This is a genomic window from Kordiimonas laminariae (assembly GCF_023008165.1).
Classification (GTDB): Bacteria; Pseudomonadota; Alphaproteobacteria; order Sphingomonadales; family Kordiimonadaceae; genus Kordiimonas; species Kordiimonas laminariae.
In genome coordinates this window covers 26,989-47,369 of record NZ_JAKQZA010000010.1, presented here as the reverse complement: position 1 = coordinate 47,369, position 20,381 = coordinate 26,989, and the positions used below count along the sequence as shown (strand labels likewise).

Genomic DNA, 20,381 nt, shown 5'->3' with positions numbered 1-20,381 from the left:
CTTATGGCAGATCTTCGTCCCATACTTGCTCAACTCGCTGATGGCCACAGGTTATCAGTAGAAGAAAGTACGGCAGCATTCGATACAATCATGTCTGGCAACGCCGACCTTGCACAAATGGCTGCTTTCATTATGGCTCTACGTGTGCGCGGCGAGACCGTAGACGAAATCGTTGGCGGAGCAAAAGTGCTCAGAGCCAAAGCTGAAAAGCTGGAGGCTCCTCTATTATCCGTTGATACATGCGGCACCGGTGGTGACGGCCACGGTACCTATAATATCTCAACCGCTTCCGCGTTTGTTGCAGCTGCGGCGGGCGCTATCGTTGCGAAGCACGGGAACCGTTCAGTTTCTTCAAAGTCCGGTTCAGCTGATGTTCTCATGTCATTCGGTGCTTATCTGGAACTTGATAAAGCAGCTAATGAGCAAAGCCTTGAAGAAAATAACTATGCCTTCATGTTTGCCCCTGCCCATCACAAGGCAATGCGACATGTGGCACCTGCTCGTGGTTCATTACAGCTAAGAACAATCTTTAATCTTCTCGGCCCGCTTGCGAACCCAGCGCAAACGAAACGCCAGGTACTTGGTGTATTTGACCGCAAGTGGTTACGCCCGATGGCTGAAGTACTATTAAAACTTGGAAGCGAACATGTTTGGGTGGTTCACGGTCATGATGGCCTTGATGAAATCACTAACACAACAACCACATCAGTAGCTGAGCTTAAAGGGGGTGTAATTACTGAATTTGACATCCACCCAAATGATTATGGTTTGGAAACAGCTTCAATTGAAGACCTGAAAGGCGGCGACGCTGATGTAAACGCTGCAGCGATCAAAGATTTGCTTGCAGGCCAGAAATCAGCGTACCGGGACATTGTGTTGATGAACACCGCCGCTGCACTTGTTGTATCTGATGTCGCGCCTGATTTTGCCTTGGGCTTAAAACTCGCCGCTAATGCAGTTGATTCAGGTAAAGCCTTACAAACCCTTGAACAGTGGGTTGCCTACACTAATAAATTCCGCCCAGAGGACAATAATGGCTGATATTCTCGCAGAAATTTGTGACCGTAAACGCGAGCATGTTGCTTCGGTTAAATCTAAACTAAGCTTAGCTGAGCAAGAAACACGTGCAAAAGAAGCTTCTGCGCCACGCGGTTTTATCAATGCACTAGAGGCCAAGAAAACAGCTGGCGAATACGGTTTTATTTGTGAAATCAAAAAAGCAAGTCCTTCCAAAGGCCTTATCCGCCCTAATGATTTTGATCCGGCAACACTTGCAAAAGCTTATGAAGAAGGTGGTGCTGCTTGTTTGTCTGTCCTTACAGATATCCCTTACTTCCAAGGTGATGATCAATATCTGGTTCAAGCCAGAAACGCCGTAAGTATCCCTGCACTTCGCAAGGATTTTATGGTTGATCTATATCAGGTTCCTGAAGCACGCGCCCTCGGAGCAGACTGTATCCTCATTATTATGGCCGCGCTTGATGATACCCTCGCTGCCGAAATGGAAACAGCTGCACACGAATGGGGTATGGATGCCCTTATAGAGGTACATAACCAGGAAGAACTTGATCGCGCCCTTAAGTTAAAATCAAAACTTATTGGTGTGAACAATCGCAACCTTAAAACCATGGAAGTGTCGCTTGATAATACGCTATCTTTAGCGCCTAAATACGCGACTGACCGCATTGCTGTAGCGGAGTCAGGCCTTCGTACAACTGAAGATCTAGCGCAGTGTGATGCCGTAGGTGCATCCACCTTCCTTATCGGCGAAACCTTTATGCGCCAAGATGATGTTGGTGCTGCAGTAAGAAACCTCCAGAAAGGTGCAGCATGAGCAGGTTAACTCATATTGATGAAAAAGGCGCCGCCCACATGGTTGATGTGGGTGAGAAAACTGTTACTTCCCGTATTGCCATCGCTGAAACCTTTGTCACTATGGAAGCAGAAACCCAAAAGCTGATCTTGGGTGGCGACCTCCCCAAAGGTGATGTTATCGCTGCTGTTCGTCTTGCTGGTATTATGGCTGCCAAGAAAACCAGTGACCTCATCCCACTCTGCCACCCTCTTCCCATCACGAGTGTGAAGGTTGAGATAGAACCTGTTGGCGATACACAAATTCGCATAGAAAGCCGTGTGAAAGTATCAGGACAGACCGGCGTTGAAATGGAAGCTTTGACCGCTTCAAGCGTGGCTGCCCTTACCCTTTATGATATGGCTAAAGCGGTTGATAAAGCTATGGTTATTAGCGGCACCCGCCTTCTTCTAAAGGAAGGTGGCAAATCAGGAAAATATGAGGCTGAGGTATGATCTCTGTTGAAGAAGCATTCACACGCATCGTCACATCTGCTGATTTGTTGACGACAGAAAAAGTAAGCCTTCAGGATGCTTCTGGCCGAGTTCTTGTCGGGGCAATTAAAGCACGCCGTTCTCAGCCAGCATCCGATGTATCTGCAATGGATGGTTATGCTGTAAACAGCAGCGACCTCACCGGTTCTGAGGTTACGTTCAAACTTGCAGGCACAAGCGCCGCTGGGGAGCCTTTCAAAGGCACCGTAAGAAAAGGTGAAACTGTTCGTATATTTACTGGTGCGCCTGTTCCAGCCGGTGCTGACCAAGTAGTTATTCAGGAAAACACAGGCCCTGCAGAAGGTGGCATATTCACCGATGATAGCCCTAATGTTGGCAAGCATATCCGCATGAAAGGATATGACTTTTCTGAAGGACAGATTGTACTTGAAGCTGGCACCTTTATGACACCAAAGAGTATTGGCCTTGCGGCGAGTGCAGGACATGGTTCCCTTATGGTTTATAAAGCTCCAACCGTCGCTATCCTTGCGACAGGTGACGAACTAGCCAGCCCAGATACTCATAAGTTTGAAGATTATCAAACAGTGAACAGTATCTCACCGCAGCTGAATGCCTTTATAAAAGATATCGGCGCTGAAGTGCTAGATTTAGGCCATGCTGGTGACAGCATCGAAAGCCTAAAGGCCGCTCTTCAAAAAGGTAAGAAGGCAGATGTACTGGTGACTATTGGAGGGGCCTCTGTTGGTGACCGTGATTTCATGCAACAAGCTCTCGCGGAAGAAGGCATGGCACTTGATTTCTGGAAGGTAGCAATGCGCCCAGGCAAGCCACTTATTTACGGCAAGAATGGTAAGCAGCATGTTTTGGGCCTGCCCGGAAACCCTGTATCTGCTTTTGTATGCGCTTATCTCTATCTGCGCCCACTTATTGACCGTTTGATGGGGCGTCCTGCTCCCCTTCCAACTGGTGTAATGTTACCAGTGGCAACAGACCTACCGGCTAGTGGTACACGTCAAGACTATATGCGTGCTCGTTTAATTGGTGAAGCTGGTGACAGGCATGTTGACCCCGCAGTATCTCAGGATAGTGGGCACACCAGCGTTCTAGCTAACTCCGATGGCCTTATTGTGCGGGCTCCAAATGCCGATGCCGTTAAAGCTGGTGAATTGGTCCCCTTCCTGCCGTTTTAATCTAATGTTCTTGACGCCAACCAAAAGGTGAACTAAAAGAGAACATATAGAAAACAAAATGGTTGGAGACCAAGCATGCTTACAGCAAAACAGCATCAGCTTTTGCTCTTTATTTCGGACAAACTCGCAGAGGCAGGCGTTTCTCCGTCCTTTGATGAAATGAAAGACGCGCTTGGCCTTAAATCCAAATCCGGTGTTCACCGTTTGATTAACGCTCTTGAAGAACGAGGCTTCATTCGCCGTATGGCAAACCGAGCTCGTGCACTTGAAATTCTCAAGATGCCAGAAGGCCAGCAAGAGACGCCTTCTAATGTAGTGGCGGGTAATTTTGGTAAAGCGCCCCCTGCACCATCAGAGCCTGAAACCCTTGATATTCCAATGCATGGCCGCATTGCTGCTGGTACCCCTATTGAAGCGCTTGAAAATCAGGATAGCTTTGTTTCCGTGCCTGCAGGCATGATTGGCCGTGGCAATTGCTATGCACTTGAAGTATCTGGTGATTCTATGATTGAGATGGGCATTATGGATGGTGATACTATTATTATTGAAAGTGCCGATACAGCCCGTGATGGCGAAGTGGTTGTAGCTCTTGTTGATCGCGAAGAAGCAACACTTAAAACCATTCAACGACAAGGCAGGGATGTAGCTCTTATTCCTGCGAACCGTGATTATGAGACCCAAGTATATTCAGCAGATCGCGTACAGGTTCAAGGCAGACTTGTCAGCCTGATGCGACAGTATCATTAATCATTCTTTCCAAGGCTTGGTTTGATGTTCGGATACGCTCCATTTCATAACGGGAGTTGTTGAATTTTCTCGATAAGAGAGGCCCAACGGGCCTCTTTTTTGTAAGTCGGTATTGGTTATAATTAATGCACTTGTTCTACAAAGCCTTTTGTATTTAGTTGGTATTATGATGATATCGGCAATATTGCAAACTGGTCTAACTGCATCAATCATCTTTATAATACCCAAGTACCTATCACCTTTAAGCTCATAAAGGCATGCATCTTGATCACAGCTACGTTTTAATTGAACGATATCATCTTTAGATGTGGCCCAATATTTCAACCAAATCTTGTTTCTGAAATTATCTCTATATTTAGACGAAATAGCCATCTTATCATTATCGTGTACGGCAATAAAACTGGCGTTTCTATCTATAAGTATATCTACAGGTTTGCGAAAACTGAGTAAAAAGACGCCAGGCACTACAATGAGCAAAGCGAAAAATACTCTAGGTTCTCTCACTAAAAGCATTCCCATAAAAATCAAAGTTAAGATTACGAACCCTATATCTGTAAGCTGATAGGTTTGTGCTGTAGCCCAACTAAAAGAAGCAGACCATGCAGCGATATCGCGAATAACCCCAATAGATAGACCAAGCGGAATGGTAAACGCCATTATTCCAAACAGCGTCCACCCCACCAAGACACACAGCAATAGTGGCATTACAAGAAATGAAACAAGTGGCAAGACAAGCACATTAGATATTAGCGCAATTACTGAGATTTCCTGAAAATGATACAAGGCAAATGGTAAAATACCCATCTGGGAAATCAGACTTGTTAGCATTACGGCAAAGACAGCCGTAAGAAGCTTTCGCCATAAATTCTGTTGGCTTTGCCATCTTCGCCAAAGTTCAGAACGGGAAAACCATTCGTAAAAGGCAACCAGCGAAGCAGTTGCTGCAAAAGAAAGTTGAAAACTGATACTAACTATATTCTCTGGCCAGATAAGCAGGATGACTATTGCAGCTATGGCCACACTTCTCAGTGAAATTACGCGGCGATCAGTTAATAATGCCATCATTGCCACCGATATCATGATGACAGCACGAATGGTGGCAACACTCGCACCGCTTATCATTAGATATATAACAACAAGCAGGAAGGTAGGAAGCACCGCAAGCTTCCGAGGCATAACACGAAAAGCCAATGCCGGAATAAGGGCAAAAATATACTCAAAAACAAAGAAACCAATAGCTGCAACTAGGCCTATATGTAAGCCAGAGATTGCAAGCAAATGCGCCAACCCTGCCTTCCTTAAATTCTCTTTAGTCTCTTCAGACAGATATGATTTCTCGCCTACTAAAAGTGCTGCAGCAACAGCACCATTTTGCCCTCCTACACTCTCATAGAGTAACTTGGCTGTTTGTTGTCTGAAAGCATCTATACTGTACTTCGCGTTGATAGTATCGTCTATCTGCACTGGAGAAACAGCAAAGCCTTGTGCATCAATCCCTTTAAAGAAGGCGTCTCTGGAAAAATTATAACCGTATGGAACAGCCGGGCCTGTTGGCCTCGATAAAATAGCCGAGATTTTTAGGCGCTGCCCCTGTTTGATTGAGATAGTTTTACCATTCCGAATAGTGACCCTTGCAACAAATTGAGGGCTATCATTTTCTATAGTAAGACGAAGGCTACTATCTACCCTTTCTTCCACCTGAATTGCAGTGCCGACAAGATTATAAAACTTACCATCTTTTATCAGGGTATCATTAAGCCTAGGTTCCACGTTTACCTGGCTATTCAGCAAACCCAACATAACAATCAGCAATAGCCCGGCTAGATATATTTGCTTCAGGAGCTGCATCACGAGAACCAGAATGCCGATAAAGATAACGTGATACTGCGTAATATTGCCGCCAATAGGAAGGTAACAGGCTGCCCCAAGCATCATGGCAGCGACAATTAGCCGCCATTCTGGGTGCACATACGTTTCAAACCTGCTTAAGTTCAATAAAACCGCCTCTAAAAACAGAAAAGCTATTCATTTTAATAACGCATTAAACATCTTATGCGAGCTTTTTAACAAAATCTGGGCGTATTTTGCTGCACTGCACATTTGTGTTCTGGAAAAACATATGTTACAAGCCTCACAAATCTTGGACGTCAGCTCCCCCGTATTTCTGCTGACATTTTGTAAATTTAAAAAGGTTTAGGCTCTGAGCGTGACTAAAAACATGCCCGAAACTGTTGTAACGCGTTTCGCACCCTCCCCGACTGGTTTTCTTCACATCGGTGGTGCTCGTACTGCACTATATAATTGGCTTCTTGCCCGTGCGAATAATGGTAAATTTCTTCTAAGAATTGAAGATACAGACCGCAAACGTTCAACAGACGAAGCGATTGAAGCGATATTAAATGGTATGAAATGGATGGGATTGGACTGGGATGGCGACGCCATCAGCCAGTTTGACCGTGCCGACCGCCACCGTGAAGTTGCGGAAGCCATGCTCGCTAGTGGTCATGCATATAAATGTTTCTCTTCACCAGAAGAAACAGCTGAGCTTCGCGACGCTGCTCGTGCTGAAGGTAAACCTTTCCGTGGAGACATGTGGCGCGAAAAGCAAGATCAAGCGCCTGCGAATACACCGTATTCAATTCGTATCAAGATGCCACGCGAAGGTTCTCACGCCATTGATGATCAAGTTCAAGGGCGCGTAGAAGTTCAGAACGCGGAACTAGATGACATGATTATCATGCGTTCAGACGGCACGCCAACCTATATGTTGGCTGTGGTAGTAGATGACCATGATATGGGAGTAACCCACGTTGTACGTGGTGATGATCATCTCAATAATGCATTCCGCCAGATCCCTATCTATAAAGCACTGGAATGGGATATTCCTACATACGCTCATATTCCGCTTATCCACGGCCCTGACGGTAAGAAACTGTCAAAACGGCATGGTGCACTGGGAGTGGAAGGTTATGAAGAGATGGGCTTCCTACCAGAAGCGATGCGTAATTATCTGCTGCGCCTTGGCTGGAGCCATGGTGACGAAGAAATCATCCCAACTGCAAAAGCAATTGAGTGGTTTACACTTGAGAATGTAGGCAAAAGCCCTTCTCGCTTCGACTTTGACAAGTTGGACTTTGTGAACAGCTACTATATGAAAGAATTAAATGGGTCAGAACTCTTGCCTTATGTGCAATCCGACCTAGAAGAACAAGTGGGACATGCCCTTGATGCAACTGAAGTTGAGCGCGTAACCAAAGCGCTCCCAAGCCTTGCAGAAAGAGCAAAAAGACTACCGGACCTACATGAAGGGGCTTCTCTTTTCTGTAACACTCGTCCGCTAAGTCTGACAGACAAAGCAGCGAAGCAACTTTCTGGCGACACAGTGCCAATGCTTGGCTCGCTAACACCTGTTTTAGAGAAGGTGTCACAGTGGAATGCTGATGATATCAAAGCTGCAATCGTTTCTTTTGCTGAGGCAGAAGAACTAAAACTGGGTAAAGTAATGCAACCTGTAAGAGCTGCCGTGACTGGAGGAAAACAGTCAGGTGATCTTGCTGAAACCCTGGAAATTTTGGGCCAGGAAGAAACTGTTGCGCGTTTGCGCGATGTGGTTGCTGCGTAACCCCAATTTGCCTCCGGGCGAGTTGTTAATTTTTATGAAGGAGTAAGGACCATGTCAAATGACACTCTCAAGCTAACCGGCGAAGGGCTAGACGTTGATCTACCGGTTATGGAAGGGTCAGTGGGTCCGAAGGTCATTGATATCCGTAAACTGTATGCTCAGTCAGACATGTTTACTTTTGACCCGGGGTTCACCTCTACGGCAAGCTGCGAATCTAAAATTACCTACATCGATGGTAACAAAGGTGAGCTTCAGTACCGTGGTTATCCAATTGAGCAACTAGCAGAACACAGCGACTATATGGAAGTTTGCTATCTGCTTCTCTTTGGTGAGCTTCCGACTAAAGAAGAAAAAGCAAAGTTCGAGCACGATATTACACACCACACTATGGTGCACGAGCAGCTTCACCGCTTCTTCAGCGGCTTCCGCCGTGACGCACACCCAATGGCTATTATGGTTGGTGTTGTTGGTGCTCTTGCTGCTTTCTATCATGACAGCACTGACATTGATGATCCTCATCAGCGTATGGTTGCCAGCTACCGCTTAATTGCAAAAATCCCAACAATTGCTGCAATGGCTTATAAATATTCTGTTGGTCAGCCATTTGTTTACCCAGAGAATGATCTTTCATACGCTGGTAACTTCCTGAAGATGATGTTCTCCGTTCCTGCTGCGGAATATAAAGTGAGCCCAACGCTTGAGAAAGCAATGGATCTTATCTTTATCCTGCATGCTGACCACGAACAGAATGCTTCAACATCTACGGTACGTCTAGCAGGTTCCTCTGGTGCGAACCCGTTCGCATGTATTGCTGCTGGTATTGCATGTCTATGGGGCCCTGCTCACGGTGGCGCTAACGAAGCATGCCTGAACATGCTTGAAGAAATCGGCACAGTAGACCGTATTCCTGAATTCATTGCCCGCGCGAAAGATAAAGCGGACCCATTCCGTCTAATGGGCTTTGGTCACCGCGTTTATAAGAACTTTGACCCGCGTGCAACTGTAATGCGTGAAACAGCACACAAAGTGCTTGAAGAACTTGGCGTTGATGATCCTCTCTTCGATGTTGCTATGGAGCTTGAGAAAATCGCTCTTGAAGATCCATACTTCGTTGAGAAGAAGCTTTACCCGAATGTAGACTTCTACTCAGGCATCATCCTGAAAGCTATGGGCTTCCCAACCAGCATGTTTACTGTGCTGTTTGCTCTGGCGCGCACATCTGGCTGGATTTCACAGTGGAACGAAATGATTGAGGACCCAACACAGAAGATTGGCCGCCCTCGTCAGCTATTCACTGGCGCTCCAAAGCGTGACTATGTTCCAGTTGATAAACGTTAAGCTACATAGAGCATTCAATCAAATTAGAGGGGCTGGTTTTCCAGCCCTTTTTTTATTTCTACTGTTCACACCAAGAATACTAAAGCAACAAAAAAGCCCAGCAAATGCCGGGCTTTTAAAACAGTTCATTTTTGTAAAGCTTATTCAGCAGAAAGCATCGCTGTTAGACTAGCTGTTGCAGCTACATCGCCTTCAACCTCAGCTACTGCATCAAACTTCCAAACGCTTTTTCCAGGTCCGCCACGGGTCTTGTTAAGCTTAAGGTGCAATTGATCACCTGGTCCAACTGGGCGACGGAATTTCACACCATCAATACCCATAAAGTAAACCACCTTACCTTTAGCATCATCTCCAAGTACATCGATCGCAATAACACCAGCTGTCTGTGCCATCGCTTCTAAAATAAGAACGCCTGGCATAACTGGTTTCTGCGGAAAGTGCCCCTGAAAAAAGTTTTCATTGATAGTAACATTCTTAATGCCTACAGCGCTTTCACCAGGCACTACATCAATGATCTTATCAACCAAAAGGAAGGGATACCTATGAGGTATCGCTTCCATAATTTTAGCAATATCGAATTCCATTGCTTACACTCTACCCTAAATTAGAGATTACTGCTGCGCTGGTGCAGGCGTAGTTGTCGGCGCTTGCTTTGGTGGCAATTTTGTTAGTGTAACAGATGGTAGCTCTGCATCAAGCAGCTCAATAAACTCTGTCGTTACATCAAGACCTGGAGCGCTACCTAGAACGAGGCGCTTAGGCAAAATCAACTGCGCTTTACGATCCTTTAAAATCTGACGAATAACAGGCTGACGTGCTCGTTCAACCTGAACAAGAGCTTCTTGACGAACCTGATCAAATAGATACTCATACGCCTGAAGGTTCTGTTGAGCGGCTACATATGTTTGCTCAATTTTCTTCTTTTCTTCTTCATACTTATCGTTACCGATAATTGCCTTTTGCTTTTCCAGTTCAGCCATCTGCTGTTCAGCAGCACCACCACGTGAAATATATTGACGCAACTGTAGAATATTCTGACGAAGATCAGTTGTCTGTAGGTTGAAATCTTTATATGCAGCGGCATCTTTTTCAACACGCTCATTATCAATGATAAATGTTTGTGCAGTCGCCGCTACGGTTAGTCCAGCGGCTGTAATAGCTCCAAGAACTGCAAGTTTTAGTGTTTTGATGAATGTCATCTTATTATTCCCATTTTCCCTATGAGCTTATTAGAACGTTGTACCAACGTTAAACTGTAGTGTTTGTGGTCTGTCACCAAGTTGCTGCTTAATTGTCTTAGCTAAATCAATTCGGAACGGACCAAAAGGCGACTGCCAGGAAACACCTACACCAATAGAAATACGTGGTGATGGTGAATTACCAGACAGACAAACTGTATCTTGACCAAATGTTACTGTTGGATCTTGTTCGCGAGCAAGCTGGAAAGCCTCAAAGTCAGCACGCGAGAACGTACATTCCGCTAGCTCTTCTTGTGCTCTGAACAACGACCCTACATCAATAAAGGCTGACGCATTGATACCACTTTCTAGTGCTAGATCACCCAGCGGGAAGAATAGTTCCCCTCGGCCAATATAGAATGCAGTACCACCAAGTGACGATGCAGTATTGGCATTACCACCATTGAAGTTTCTTGGGCCAATACCAGAGTTATCGAAACCACGAATACGCGGGCCACCAATATAGAATTTATCATTCACACGAACTGTTTGACCAAGACCAGTGATGAAACCACCTTCACCACCCAGACGGAAGGTCCAGCCCTGCCATGGTGTCCAGTAATTATCGAAGTTTACCCGGTTTCTTAAGTAACGTACATCCCCGCCCAAACCAGCGAAATCCTGGTGGAAGTAGAACGAGCTACCACGTGTCGGTCTAATGATATGGTTACGCGTATCGAAACCAACGGAATAGCCAATGATAGATTGGAAACGTGAGCCCAAACTATCAATGAAAGCACGAGATAGCGTAGGTACCGCGCGAGCTAGTTCCTCTGTCGTTGGTGTAGACAGCCCGTCCGCACTGAAATCTTCAATCTCAATAGTATTTGATTGGTTCGTATCATAAAGATCGAGAAGCTCTTGACGCTCAATGGCATCAGCGTTTGCAAACTCGTTCTGAATTCCAGAGAAAAAGGTATCGAAGATACCATTGTTATTATTGTTGGTAACAAACGAGTCTACCAAATCTACATTATCTCTACGTAGAGTGTAGCGGGTGGAAAGTGTCCAAAACTCGTTGATAGCCATACCAGCACGAAGTGAGAAACCAATAGAATCCTGGTTAAACGCTGCACCAAATCTTGAGTTATCAAATCTACGGGCAAAGATATCAAAACCTGCACTGATTCTACGCCCCAAGAAGTAAGGTTCGGTAAAGCCTAGGTCAATCTCTTGGCTCCGGCTTGAAAGCCGCAGTCCAAGGCGAAGGTCTTGCCCCTTACCAAATAGGTTTCTTTGACGAATAGAGAAGTCAAAAATAAAGTTTTCAATACTTGAGAAACCGGCGCCAACGTTAAGTTCACCAGTGGCTTGTTCTTCTACATTAACATCAAGGACAATACGATCTGGCTTAGAGCCTTGAGAACGTTCAATCGTCGCATCACGGAAGAAGTTCAGGCGTTTCAAACGATTTTCTGAACGTGTCACACGAGCTGAGTTGAAGGCATCGCCCTCCTGCAGGCGAAACTCACGGCGAATTACCCTATCGAGAGTAGTTACGTTACCATGCACGTTAATCCGCTCAACATACACTCTAGGTGCATCAAGAATTTTAAATGTGATAGAAATCGTACGATCAGCGCGGCTACGATTAATTTGCGGGCGAATATCTACAAAAGCATAACCAAGGCGACCAGCTGCATCTGTAAGAGATTCGATAGATTGCTCAATCGCTTCGGCGTTATAAGTACCGCCCTCACGCATCCGAACAAATAGCCGGAACAGATTGGTGTCAATATCGCGGATTTCACTTTCAACCTTAATTTCACCGAAAGTGTATATCTCGCCCTCTTCAACAGAGAACGTAATGAAAAAGTCTTCACGATCCGAGGTCAGCTCTGAAACAGCTGATACAATACGGAAATCAGCATAACCCTCATTCAGATAATGATTGCGTAGTACTTGCTGGTCATACGCCAGACGATCTGGGTCAAATGTATCGTGGGATGTAAAAATCTTCCACCAACGGCTTTCTTTCGTTGCCATTACATCACGCAGGTCACCGTCACCAAACACCTTGTTACCAATGAAATTAATACGGCTTACCTTAGTTTTGGGGCCTTCCTGAATTTCAAAAACAAGATCCACACGGTTTTGCTCTAACTGAACAACTTTCGGTTCAATGATAGCCGCGAAACGACCTTTATTTCGGTATAGCTCCAGCATACGCTTTACATCAGAACGAACTTTCGCACGAGTAAATACAGTACGTGGACGAAGACGGGATTCTTCCGCAAGCTCCTCGTTATCGAGTTTTTTGTTACCCTCAAAGATAACACGGTTGATGATAGGGTTCTCTACAACCCGCACAATCAACGCGCCATTTTGCTCTTGGAAATCAACGTCAGAGAACAGCCCTGTAGCAAACAGGTTTTTCAGGCTGATATCAAGCTGCGTAGGATCAAAACGATCTCCAACTTTAACTGTGAGATAAGATCCAATCGTTTCAGGTTCTACCCGTTCGTTACCAGATACACTAATCTGACGAATAACAGGAAGTTGTTGAGCAACAGGCTGTTGTTGAGCAAATGCTTGCCCACTTAGTGTTACTCCCCCGAGAATCAGAGCTAAACTACAGCTCTGTATCAAACGCAAAATATTTAAACGCAACGTTTCAGCCTATTCTTATTCTTGGCACAAACAACATACTTCATGGAACCCCGGCGGAGAAATTGGCCTAGAGCGCCATAGATTGCAAGTCATTCAGTGTCACAAACACCATAAAAATTAGCATTAAGGCCATTCCGGCAATAAAACTTGCCTCTTGAGCCTTCTTGCTAAGAGGCGAACCCTTAATCGCCTCCAACCCATAAAACACCAGATGTCCGCCGTCTAGCACCGGAATCGGTAACAAATTAACAATGCCTAAATTAAGCGATAATAAGGCAAGAATTAGAATAAACCGCTCCCAACTAATAGCAGCTGCCTCACCTACCATATTCGCTATTCTGGCTGGCCCGCCCATCTCTTTTACTGATCGGATGCCGAGAATCATCTGCCCCATTGAAGTAAGCATCATATCAGCTGTTGAAACAGTTTGACGAACGCCCTCACCCAATGCACCCACCAGACCTAAATCCAAAACTTTCAGCTGGTTCGAACTAACTCCAAGTCGACCAAGCGGATACCTGTTTCCAAACCGATCTTCCATGTAGGTAATATCAAGCAAGACAGGAATTGCCGTTTGCTGACCATTCCGATCAACAATCACTTCAATAGTTCTTCCGGGATTTAATCTCACTTGGTCTTGAATATCGCTAAACCGGCCTATAGAGGAGCCGTTGACAGACAGAATACGATCACCTGGCAGCAAACCTGCTTTTTCGGCTGCAGATTCAGCCTGAATTTGATTAATCACAGGCTCGGCAATTCTAATACCATATCCATAAGAGAAAGCCGCATATACAAGCACAGCAGCAATTAAATTAACCGCTGGTCCAGCAAATACAACTAAAGCACGTTGCCAAACTGGCTTATAATGGAAGCATTCAGCTTTTTCTTTTTCTGCAAGCCCTTCAGGAGTATCACCGGGGTTACTGGCAGCTGACGCATCACCAAAAAACTTTACATACCCACCAAGCGGTATAGCACTAATACGCCAACGAGTGCCTGATTTTGCAGTTCGGCCCCATATCTCTTTCCCCATACCGATAGAAAAAGTATCAACACGAATACCGAAAAAACGCGCTACAGAATAATGGCCCCATTCATGGATAAAGACCAATACGCTAAAGCCGCCAAGGAAAGCGATAATAGTTAAAAACAAACCAGGACCTTCAGTTTCCATGCTTTCCTCGGATTACTTGGCATATACATCAAGAAACGAAGAGGCTAACCTCCTAGCTTCCTGATCAATTTCAAACACATTCGTCAGGGAATGTGGCGCTTTCATGTCAGATTTCTCAAGGGTCCTTGAAACAAGCTCTGGAACTGCAAGAAACGGTATATTTTCTTTGAGGAAAGCATCTACGGCCACCTCATTTGCTGCGTTTAGAACTGTAGTAGCTGCACCACCAATATATAAAGCTTCTTTTGCTAGTGCCAAACAGCGGAATTTATCATAATCCGGCTCCAGGAATGTCAATTGGCCTATTTCCGCTAAATTCAGCTTTTTTGCAGGTGTAGAGATACGGTCTGGCCAAGCAAGACATGATGCAATAGGCACAACCATATCTGGAGAGCCAAGCTGAGCCAACGTGCTACCATCAATATATTCAACCATCGAATGAATAACGGATTGAGGGTGAACAAGCACGTCAATCTGCTCTTTATCTACGGGGAACAAGTGATAAGCCTCAATTACTTCTAGGCCCTTGTTCATCATAGTAGCCGAATCTACTGAAATTTTAGCGCCCATATCCCAATTTGGATGAGCAACTGCTTGAGCCGGTGTAATGTTTTTCAGCTCAGCCAATTCCCTGTTTAAGAAAGGGCCACCAGACGCAGTCAGGATCAATCGAGATACTGTTTGTGTGTGTTCTGCATCAAACACCTGAAAGATCGCATTATGCTCGCTATCTACTGGTAAAAGCGTGGAATTATGAGCTTCCAACTCTTTCATCATCAATTCGCCCGCACACACAAGGCATTCTTTATTGGCAAGGGCAATAGTCGCCCCGCGCCTTACTGCTGTAAGTGTTGGTCGTAGACCAGCTGCTCCAACAATTGCAGCCACAACCATATCTGAAGGATAAGCTGCAGCCTCTAGCAACCCCTGTTCGCCAGCTGCGACTTCTATACCTGAACCTTGAAGGCGCTCTTTAAGCTCAGCTAATTTAGTTTCATCACCAATCACTGCAAGGTTAGCGTTAAATTCCAATGCCAGAGCAGCAAGTTCCGCTACCCTGCTAAACGCGGTTAATGCCTGTACTTCAAATTTACCTGGGTGCTCGCGGATAAGTTCCAGTGTGCTTTGTCCTACTGAACCAGTAGCTCCCAATAAACTTATCGTTTTTGTCATTGTTCTTCGCCTTAACTCACAGACAGATAATTAAGAGCGATAACTGCAGCGGGTGCAGCAAATACCAAGCCATCAACTCGATCAAGGATACCACCATGGCCAGGGATTAAGGCACCAGAATCTTTAACGCCAAAACGGCGTTTAATTGCACTCTCGTATAAGTCACCAATCTGAGCAATAAATGCCAGTACAAACCCTGCGAAGGAAAGAAGATAAATATCATTCCAAGCAAAAGCCCATGAGATCACAGCAGATACTAAAGCAGCTAATAGCATGCCTCCAATAAGTCCCGCCCAGGTTTTCTTGGGGCTAACCTTGGGGGCTAGTTTAGGACCGCCAATGGATTTGCCCGCGAAATAGCCGCCAACATCCATAGCCCAAACCGAAATAAACACCCAAAATACAAGCAATCCATGCGCATCCTGCATACGCAGTAGAGCAATACTGAACAGCGCCACAAACAAATAGATAGCACCAATAAACGTAGCTTTACTTTTAGCTCCCTCAACAGGACGGATTAACCCAATAGCCAAGAAACAAACCACTATCAGGCTAATAATCTCCTCCGCGTATCCATGCCAAGTTATTTCAGTCGATATAGCTATTGCTGGCGCAAAAAGGGTTACTGCAATTAAAATCCCATGAGAAAGTAACGAATTATTATCCGTCATTTTATTCCACTCAAGCGACATTAAAACGCCGCCAAGTACAAGGAACCCATAGAACCACCAGCCACCCAGATAAATGACACCCAATACTATTGGGAGCAGCGAGACAGCTGAAACCACTCTTTTAAAAAGATTATCTGAAAGTCCTAGAGGCATTGTGGAGTGTCTTTACGGCCTGCCGCCATAACGGCGATCTCTTGAAAGAAAGGTTTCTACAGCTTCACTAAAATGCTGTTTAGTAAAATCAGGCCATAATGTATCAAGGAATAGAAACTCTGTATAAGCACTCTGCCAAAGAAGGAAATTAGAAAGCCTCATCTCACCACTTGTTCTAATCATCAGATCGGGATCAGGTAGATCTGATGTAAACATAAGTGAATTCAGGGTATTTTCATTAATCTCTTCAGGTTTAATGGCGCCATTTTGCACCATCACAGCAAGCTCCTTGCTAGCCTCAACGATTTCCTCACGGCTCCCATAGCTAAGCGCAATGGTAAAAGTAAGTCTCGTATTGTTAGCAGTCAGTTCTTCGGCCTGAAGGATTCTTTTCTTAATATCATCAGAAAGTCGGCTACGGTTACCAATAACATTAAGTCTGATATTTTCCTTATGAAGCGATTTAACTTCTTTAGACAGGTATAGTTTCAGCAACCCCATTAAATCGCTTACCTCTTCCGCTGAACGGTTCCAGTTCTCAGATGAAAAAGCATAAATGGTTAGAAACTCTACACCAGTCTCTAGTGCCCCTTCGATAGCTTCTCTTACAGCTTCCGCACCACGTTTATGGCCTAATGCTCTGGGAAGCTTACGTTTTTGGGCCCAGCGCCCATTGCCATCCATAATGATGGCAACATGCTTGGGCGCTGATGATTGACCCGTTTCGGTAATTGGAGAAGCAGAAAAAGCCATGCTAAACCTGCATGATCTCTTTTTCTTTTACGCCAAGCATTTCATCAACCTGCCCAACAAACTTGTTGGTTAGGTCCTGAACTTCATCAGCGTACATTTTATGATCATCTTCGCTGATAGTCTTATCTTTTTCAGCTTTCTTTAACGTATCCATACCGTCGCGGCGTACGTTACGGATAGCGATACGAGCTTGTTCAGCATATTTAGCTGCAACTTTCGCCAGTTCTGCACGGCGTTCCTGGTTAAGTTCAGGAATTGGCACACGAACAAGCTGTCCGTCTAGCATTGGATTCAAACCAAGGCCTGCATTACGAATAGCTTTTTCAACAGCTGAAGCGTTTGCTTTATCCCAAACCTGTACCGAAAGCATACGTGGCTCTGGAACAGATACAGTACCAACCTGATTAATAGGCATATTGGCGCCGTATACATCTACAACCACAGTATCAAGAAGGCTTGTGCTCGCACGGCCTGTACGAAGGCCAGCAAATTCGCTTTTCAGTGATTCAGTCGCACCGTTCATGCGGCGCTCAATATCGTCTAGATCAATATCGCTCATTTATTTTTACTCCTCACCCACGACTGTACATGTACCACCACCCTGCAGCACATTTACAAGTTCATCTTGGGCATGAATAGAAAAGACAACAATTGGAATATTATTTTCACGGCTAAGGGAAATCGCAGAAGCATCCATTACCTTCAGGTCTTGCTTCAACACATCCATATAGCTCAAATTCTCATAGCGAACAGCGTTCGGATCTTTCTTAGGATCGGCATTATAAACACCATCCACCTGCGTACCTTTAAGAAGGGCATTACAGTTCATTTCAGCAGCTCTTAGAGCAGCAGCTGTATCGGTCGTGAAAAACGGGTTACCGGTACCCGCAGCAAAGATCACTACCCGGCCCTTTTCAAGATGACGAATGGCACGACGGCGAATATATGGCTCGCTTACACTTGCCATCGGAATAGCAGAGAGAACACGTGTATCAACACCGATTTTCTCAAGAGCATTCTGAAGCGCCAGTGCATTCATAACTGTCGCTAACATGCCCATATAATCCGCTGTGGAACGATCAAGGCCTTCAGCTGCGCCCTTGAGGCCACGGAAGATATTACCGCCGCCTACAACAACACATACTTCTGTTCCAATTTCGCGCGCTTGCTGAATTTCACCAGATACACGGGCAGCAGTTTCAGGGTCGATACCATATGAGCCATTGCCCATAAGCGCTTCGCCCGAAAGCTTAAGTAGAACGCGTTTATATTTTGGTTCTGTAGACATAATTGTCCCCCCTGACACCAACATAGGCTGTTGGCAGCTTAGCCTCAACTAATGTTGTTGGCTAGTTAAGTTTTCATCTTTATTTTTAATCGCTTGAGCCCAACAAACGATGTAGAGGTCAAAAAAAACCCAGAGGAAAGTCCCCTGGGTCTTTTTTATTGATTTGCACGAATATTATGCGCCTGCTACAGCAGCAACTTCCGCAGCGAAATCTTCTTCTTTTTTCTCGATACCATCGCCTACTTCCATACGAACGTATGAAACTAGCTCAATATCTGTACCAGCTTCTTTAGCAGCAGCCTTCACAACGTCAGCGATTTTAGTTTCGCCATCAATTACGAATGTTTGGTGCAGAAGAACGATTTCTTCAAGGTACTTACGCATACGGCCAACAATCATCTTTTCGATGATATTCTCTGGCTTACCAGACTCGCGAGCCTTATCCATCTGAACTTGCTTTTCACGCTCTAGAATTGTTGGGTCTAGATCGTCTTCAGAAAGAGACGCTGGGTTTGCAGCTGCGATGTGCATTGCAAGCTGTTTACCAAGTGGTGCAAGAACATCTGCAGATGCAGAAGATTTAAGACCAACTAGTACAGCAATTTTACCCATGCCGTCTGCAACAGCACCGTGAATATAAGAAGCAACCATGCCTTCTTCAACTTCAAGAGTTGCAGCGCGGCGGATGTTCATGTTCTCACCAATAGTTGCGATGTTATCAGTTAGTACTTCACCAACTTTTTTATCAGCACCAGGGTAAGCAGCATCTTTAATTGCTTCAGCGTCTGTAGCGCCAGTTTCAAGAACAACACCAGCAAGGTCAGCAACAAAGCTCTGGAACTGTTCGTTACGAGCAACGAAGTCAGTCTCAGAGTTTACTTCAATAACAGCAGCTTTAGCGCCAGCAGCTTTCATAGCTACAAGACCTTCAGCAGCAACACGGCTAGATTTCTTTGCAGCAGCAGAAAGCCCCTTAGTACGCAGCCAATCAACAGCAGCCTGTAGGTCACCGTCTGTTTCAGCTAGTGCTTTTTTACAATCCATCATGCCTGCGCCAGATTGTTCACGCAGTTCTTTAACGAGAGCGGCAGTAATTTTTGCCATTGGAGTTCCCCTTCAAGATCTCACACTCAGTGTAATTAGATAAGTGCTCCGGGCTATAACCAGCCACCCGGAGCGGATACAATAGAATTGTTACTGAATTATGCTGTTGCTTCTTCAGTAGCTGCTTCTTCCGCAGGAGCTGCTTCTTCAGCAACTTCTTCAGCAGATTCTTCTGCAGCACCAAGGTCAACGCCCTGTGCAGCAAGGTCCGCCTGAATGCCGTCTAGAACAGCGTCAGAGATCAGATCAGTGTAAAGACGAATAGCGCGTGTTGCATCGTCGTTACCAGGAACTGGGTAATCAATGCCATCTGGCTTAGAGTTCGTATCGATAACACCAACAACTGGAATACCAAGGCGCTTAGCTTCAGCAATCGCAATATCATCACGGTTAGTGTCAACAACAACGATAATGTCTGGAAGGCCGCCCATATCCTGGATACCGCCAAGAGAAAGCTCTAGCTTGTCGCGCTGGCGAGTCATCTGAAGAGTTTCTTTCTTAGTCAGGCCTGTGTGCTCTTGGCTAAGAACTTCGTTTAGCTCTTTAAGGCGCTTAATAGACTGACTGATTGTCTGCCAGTTCGTAAGCATACCACCGAGCCAACGGTGATTTACATAGTATTGGCCACAACGCTGTGCAGCTTCTGCAACGATTGGAGAAGCCTGACGCTTTGTACCAACGAAAAGAACGCGACCACCACCTGATACTTTATCGCGAACAGCTTGAAGCGCGCGTGTCAGGTATGGAACTGTTTGAGAAAGGTCAATGATATGAATGCCGTTGCGCTCGCCAAAGATGAACGGAGCCATCTTAGGATTCCAACGGTGTTTCTGGTGACCAAAGTGTACGCCTGCTTCTAGAAGGGCGCGCATATCGACTACTGGCATTGCCATGCTATATACTCCTTTTCCGGTTAAGCCTCCGTAGGGATGCGCCTCATCTTTGAGACACCGGATGGCCGATCAACAACTCGAAGAACTGCCTTCCCTACGTGTGAAGTCGCGGCCCAT

At 45.4% G+C, this 20,381-nt stretch carries 19 protein-coding genes; 7 read left to right on the top strand and 12 right to left on the bottom strand.

All coding sequences use genetic code 11. From position 1 onward, the window contains the following. Positions 1-3: 3 nt before the first annotated feature. The 5 genes from trpD to lexA all read left to right on the top strand — a co-directional run bounded on the left by trpD (position 4) and on the right by lexA (position 4,244). Positions 4-1,041 (top strand): anthranilate phosphoribosyltransferase, encoded by a 1,038-nt coding sequence (gene trpD, locus MF542_RS16365; RefSeq protein WP_247021439.1) that lies wholly within the window; start codon positions 4-6, stop codon positions 1,039-1,041. Then, positions 1,034-1,834 carry an indole-3-glycerol phosphate synthase TrpC gene (trpC, locus tag MF542_RS16360; protein ID WP_247021437.1) on the top strand — a complete coding sequence of 267 codons (801 nt, stop codon included), beginning with the start codon at positions 1,034-1,036 and terminating at the stop codon, positions 1,832-1,834. Before trpD ends, trpC begins: the two co-directional genes overlap by 8 nt. After that, complete coding sequence (gene moaC, locus MF542_RS16355) at positions 1,831-2,307, top strand: cyclic pyranopterin monophosphate synthase MoaC (protein ID WP_247021435.1); 477 nt, start codon at positions 1,831-1,833, stop codon at positions 2,305-2,307. The genes trpC and moaC overlap by 4 nt, the downstream gene beginning before the upstream one ends. Beyond that, on the top strand, positions 2,304-3,497 hold the full coding sequence (locus MF542_RS16350) for a molybdopterin molybdotransferase MoeA (RefSeq protein ID WP_247021433.1): 1,194 nt from the start codon (positions 2,304-2,306) through the stop codon (positions 3,495-3,497). The genes moaC and MF542_RS16350 overlap by 4 nt, the downstream gene beginning before the upstream one ends. A gap of 75 nt (positions 3,498-3,572) precedes the next feature. Continuing rightward, positions 3,573-4,244 (top strand): transcriptional repressor LexA, encoded by a 672-nt coding sequence (gene lexA / locus MF542_RS16345; protein ID WP_247021431.1) that lies wholly within the window; start codon positions 3,573-3,575, stop codon positions 4,242-4,244. Here the strand turns inward: lexA and MF542_RS16340 are convergent, their stop codons facing one another. After that, positions 4,245-6,239, bottom strand: a complete 1,995-nt coding sequence (locus tag MF542_RS16340; RefSeq protein ID WP_247021429.1) for a ComEC/Rec2 family competence protein — start codon at positions 6,237-6,239, stop codon at positions 4,245-4,247. Positions 6,240-6,462: 223 nt separating this feature from the next. Here MF542_RS16340 and gltX point away from each other — a divergent pair, with 223 nt between their 5' ends. Both gltX and MF542_RS16330 read left to right on the top strand, forming a co-directional pair. Continuing rightward, entirely contained in the window at positions 6,463-7,866 is a 1,404-nt protein-coding gene (gene gltX / locus MF542_RS16335; protein WP_281501753.1) for a glutamate--tRNA ligase, read from the top strand. 51 nt (positions 7,867-7,917) lie between these two features. Then, positions 7,918-9,204 (top strand): citrate synthase, encoded by a 1,287-nt coding sequence (locus MF542_RS16330; protein WP_247021425.1) that lies wholly within the window; start codon positions 7,918-7,920, stop codon positions 9,202-9,204. 140 nt (positions 9,205-9,344) lie between these two features. On the opposite strand, the gene fabZ is transcribed toward MF542_RS16330, so the two are convergent. From fabZ to rpsB, 11 genes are all read right to left on the bottom strand, one after another. After that, on the bottom strand, positions 9,345-9,788 hold the full coding sequence (gene fabZ / locus MF542_RS16325; RefSeq protein ID WP_247021423.1) for a 3-hydroxyacyl-ACP dehydratase FabZ: 444 nt from the start codon (positions 9,786-9,788) through the stop codon (positions 9,345-9,347). A 27-nt stretch (positions 9,789-9,815) separates the two neighbouring features. Next, positions 9,816-10,403 carry an OmpH/Skp family outer membrane protein gene (locus tag MF542_RS16320; protein ID WP_247021421.1) on the bottom strand — a complete coding sequence of 196 codons (588 nt, stop codon included), beginning with the start codon at positions 10,401-10,403 and terminating at the stop codon, positions 9,816-9,818. 30 nt (positions 10,404-10,433) lie between these two features. Beyond that, on the bottom strand, positions 10,434-13,052 hold the full coding sequence (gene bamA / locus MF542_RS16315; RefSeq protein ID WP_247021419.1) for an outer membrane protein assembly factor BamA: 2,619 nt from the start codon (positions 13,050-13,052) through the stop codon (positions 10,434-10,436). 67 nt (positions 13,053-13,119) lie between these two features. After that, positions 13,120-14,229 carry an RIP metalloprotease RseP gene (gene rseP, locus MF542_RS16310; protein ID WP_247021417.1) on the bottom strand — a complete coding sequence of 370 codons (1,110 nt, stop codon included), beginning with the start codon at positions 14,227-14,229 and terminating at the stop codon, positions 13,120-13,122. A 12-nt stretch (positions 14,230-14,241) separates the two neighbouring features. After that, the gene (locus tag MF542_RS16305) at positions 14,242-15,402 is read right to left on the bottom strand and encodes a 1-deoxy-D-xylulose-5-phosphate reductoisomerase (protein WP_247021415.1); all 1,161 of its coding nucleotides are present in this window, start codon (positions 15,400-15,402) and stop codon (positions 14,242-14,244) included. A gap of 11 nt (positions 15,403-15,413) precedes the next feature. Beyond that, positions 15,414-16,226: a phosphatidate cytidylyltransferase gene (locus tag MF542_RS16300; RefSeq protein WP_247021413.1), complete on the bottom strand. Its 813-nt coding sequence runs from the start codon at positions 16,224-16,226 to the stop codon at positions 15,414-15,416. 12 nt (positions 16,227-16,238) lie between these two features. After that, positions 16,239-16,979: an isoprenyl transferase gene (locus tag MF542_RS16295; RefSeq protein ID WP_247021412.1), complete on the bottom strand. Its 741-nt coding sequence runs from the start codon at positions 16,977-16,979 to the stop codon at positions 16,239-16,241. Between the two features lies 1 nt (position 16,980). After that, positions 16,981-17,538 (bottom strand): ribosome recycling factor, encoded by a 558-nt coding sequence (gene frr / locus MF542_RS16290; RefSeq protein WP_247021410.1) that lies wholly within the window; start codon positions 17,536-17,538, stop codon positions 16,981-16,983. A 6-nt stretch (positions 17,539-17,544) separates the two neighbouring features. Beyond that, positions 17,545-18,267, bottom strand: a complete 723-nt coding sequence (gene pyrH / locus MF542_RS16285) for a UMP kinase (protein ID WP_247021408.1) — start codon at positions 18,265-18,267, stop codon at positions 17,545-17,547. A 174-nt stretch (positions 18,268-18,441) separates the two neighbouring features. Then, complete coding sequence (gene tsf / locus MF542_RS16280; RefSeq protein ID WP_247021406.1) at positions 18,442-19,371, bottom strand: translation elongation factor Ts; 930 nt, start codon at positions 19,369-19,371, stop codon at positions 18,442-18,444. A 98-nt stretch (positions 19,372-19,469) separates the two neighbouring features. Continuing rightward, the gene (gene rpsB, locus MF542_RS16275; protein WP_343265011.1) at positions 19,470-20,264 is read right to left on the bottom strand and encodes a 30S ribosomal protein S2; all 795 of its coding nucleotides are present in this window, start codon (positions 20,262-20,264) and stop codon (positions 19,470-19,472) included. Positions 20,265-20,381 lie beyond the last annotated feature (117 nt).

Coding starts and splice junctions, on each gene's coding strand:
- trpD (WP_247021439.1), top strand. CDS start 4: ATGGCAGATCTTCGTCCCATACTTGCTCAACTCGCTGATGGCCACAGG.
- MF542_RS16295 (WP_247021412.1), bottom strand. CDS start 16,979: ATGGCTTTTTCTGCTTCTCCAATTACCGAAACGGGTCAATCATCAGCG.
- rseP (WP_247021417.1), bottom strand. CDS start 14,229: ATGGAAACTGAAGGTCCTGGTTTGTTTTTAACTATTATCGCTTTCCTT.
- fabZ (WP_247021423.1), bottom strand. CDS start 9,788: ATGGAATTCGATATTGCTAAAATTATGGAAGCGATACCTCATAGGTAT.
- rpsB (WP_343265011.1), bottom strand. CDS start 20,264: ATGGCAATGCCAGTAGTCGATATGCGCGCCCTTCTAGAAGCAGGCGTA.
- frr (WP_247021410.1), bottom strand. CDS start 17,538: ATGAGCGATATTGATCTAGACGATATTGAGCGCCGCATGAACGGTGCG.
- pyrH (WP_247021408.1), bottom strand. CDS start 18,267: ATGTCTACAGAACCAAAATATAAACGCGTTCTACTTAAGCTTTCGGGC.
- gltX (WP_281501753.1), top strand. CDS start 6,463: ATGCCCGAAACTGTTGTAACGCGTTTCGCACCCTCCCCGACTGGTTTT.
- moaC (WP_247021435.1), top strand. CDS start 1,831: ATGAGCAGGTTAACTCATATTGATGAAAAAGGCGCCGCCCACATGGTT.
- MF542_RS16320 (WP_247021421.1), bottom strand. CDS start 10,403: ATGACATTCATCAAAACACTAAAACTTGCAGTTCTTGGAGCTATTACA.
- MF542_RS16330 (WP_247021425.1), top strand. CDS start 7,918: ATGTCAAATGACACTCTCAAGCTAACCGGCGAAGGGCTAGACGTTGAT.
- tsf (WP_247021406.1), bottom strand. CDS start 19,371: ATGGCAAAAATTACTGCCGCTCTCGTTAAAGAACTGCGTGAACAATCT.
- lexA (WP_247021431.1), top strand. CDS start 3,573: ATGCTTACAGCAAAACAGCATCAGCTTTTGCTCTTTATTTCGGACAAA.
- MF542_RS16300 (WP_247021413.1), bottom strand. CDS start 16,226: ATGCCTCTAGGACTTTCAGATAATCTTTTTAAAAGAGTGGTTTCAGCT.
- trpC (WP_247021437.1), top strand. CDS start 1,034: ATGGCTGATATTCTCGCAGAAATTTGTGACCGTAAACGCGAGCATGTT.
- MF542_RS16305 (WP_247021415.1), bottom strand. CDS start 15,402: ATGACAAAAACGATAAGTTTATTGGGAGCTACTGGTTCAGTAGGACAA.
- MF542_RS16350 (WP_247021433.1), top strand. CDS start 2,304: ATGATCTCTGTTGAAGAAGCATTCACACGCATCGTCACATCTGCTGAT.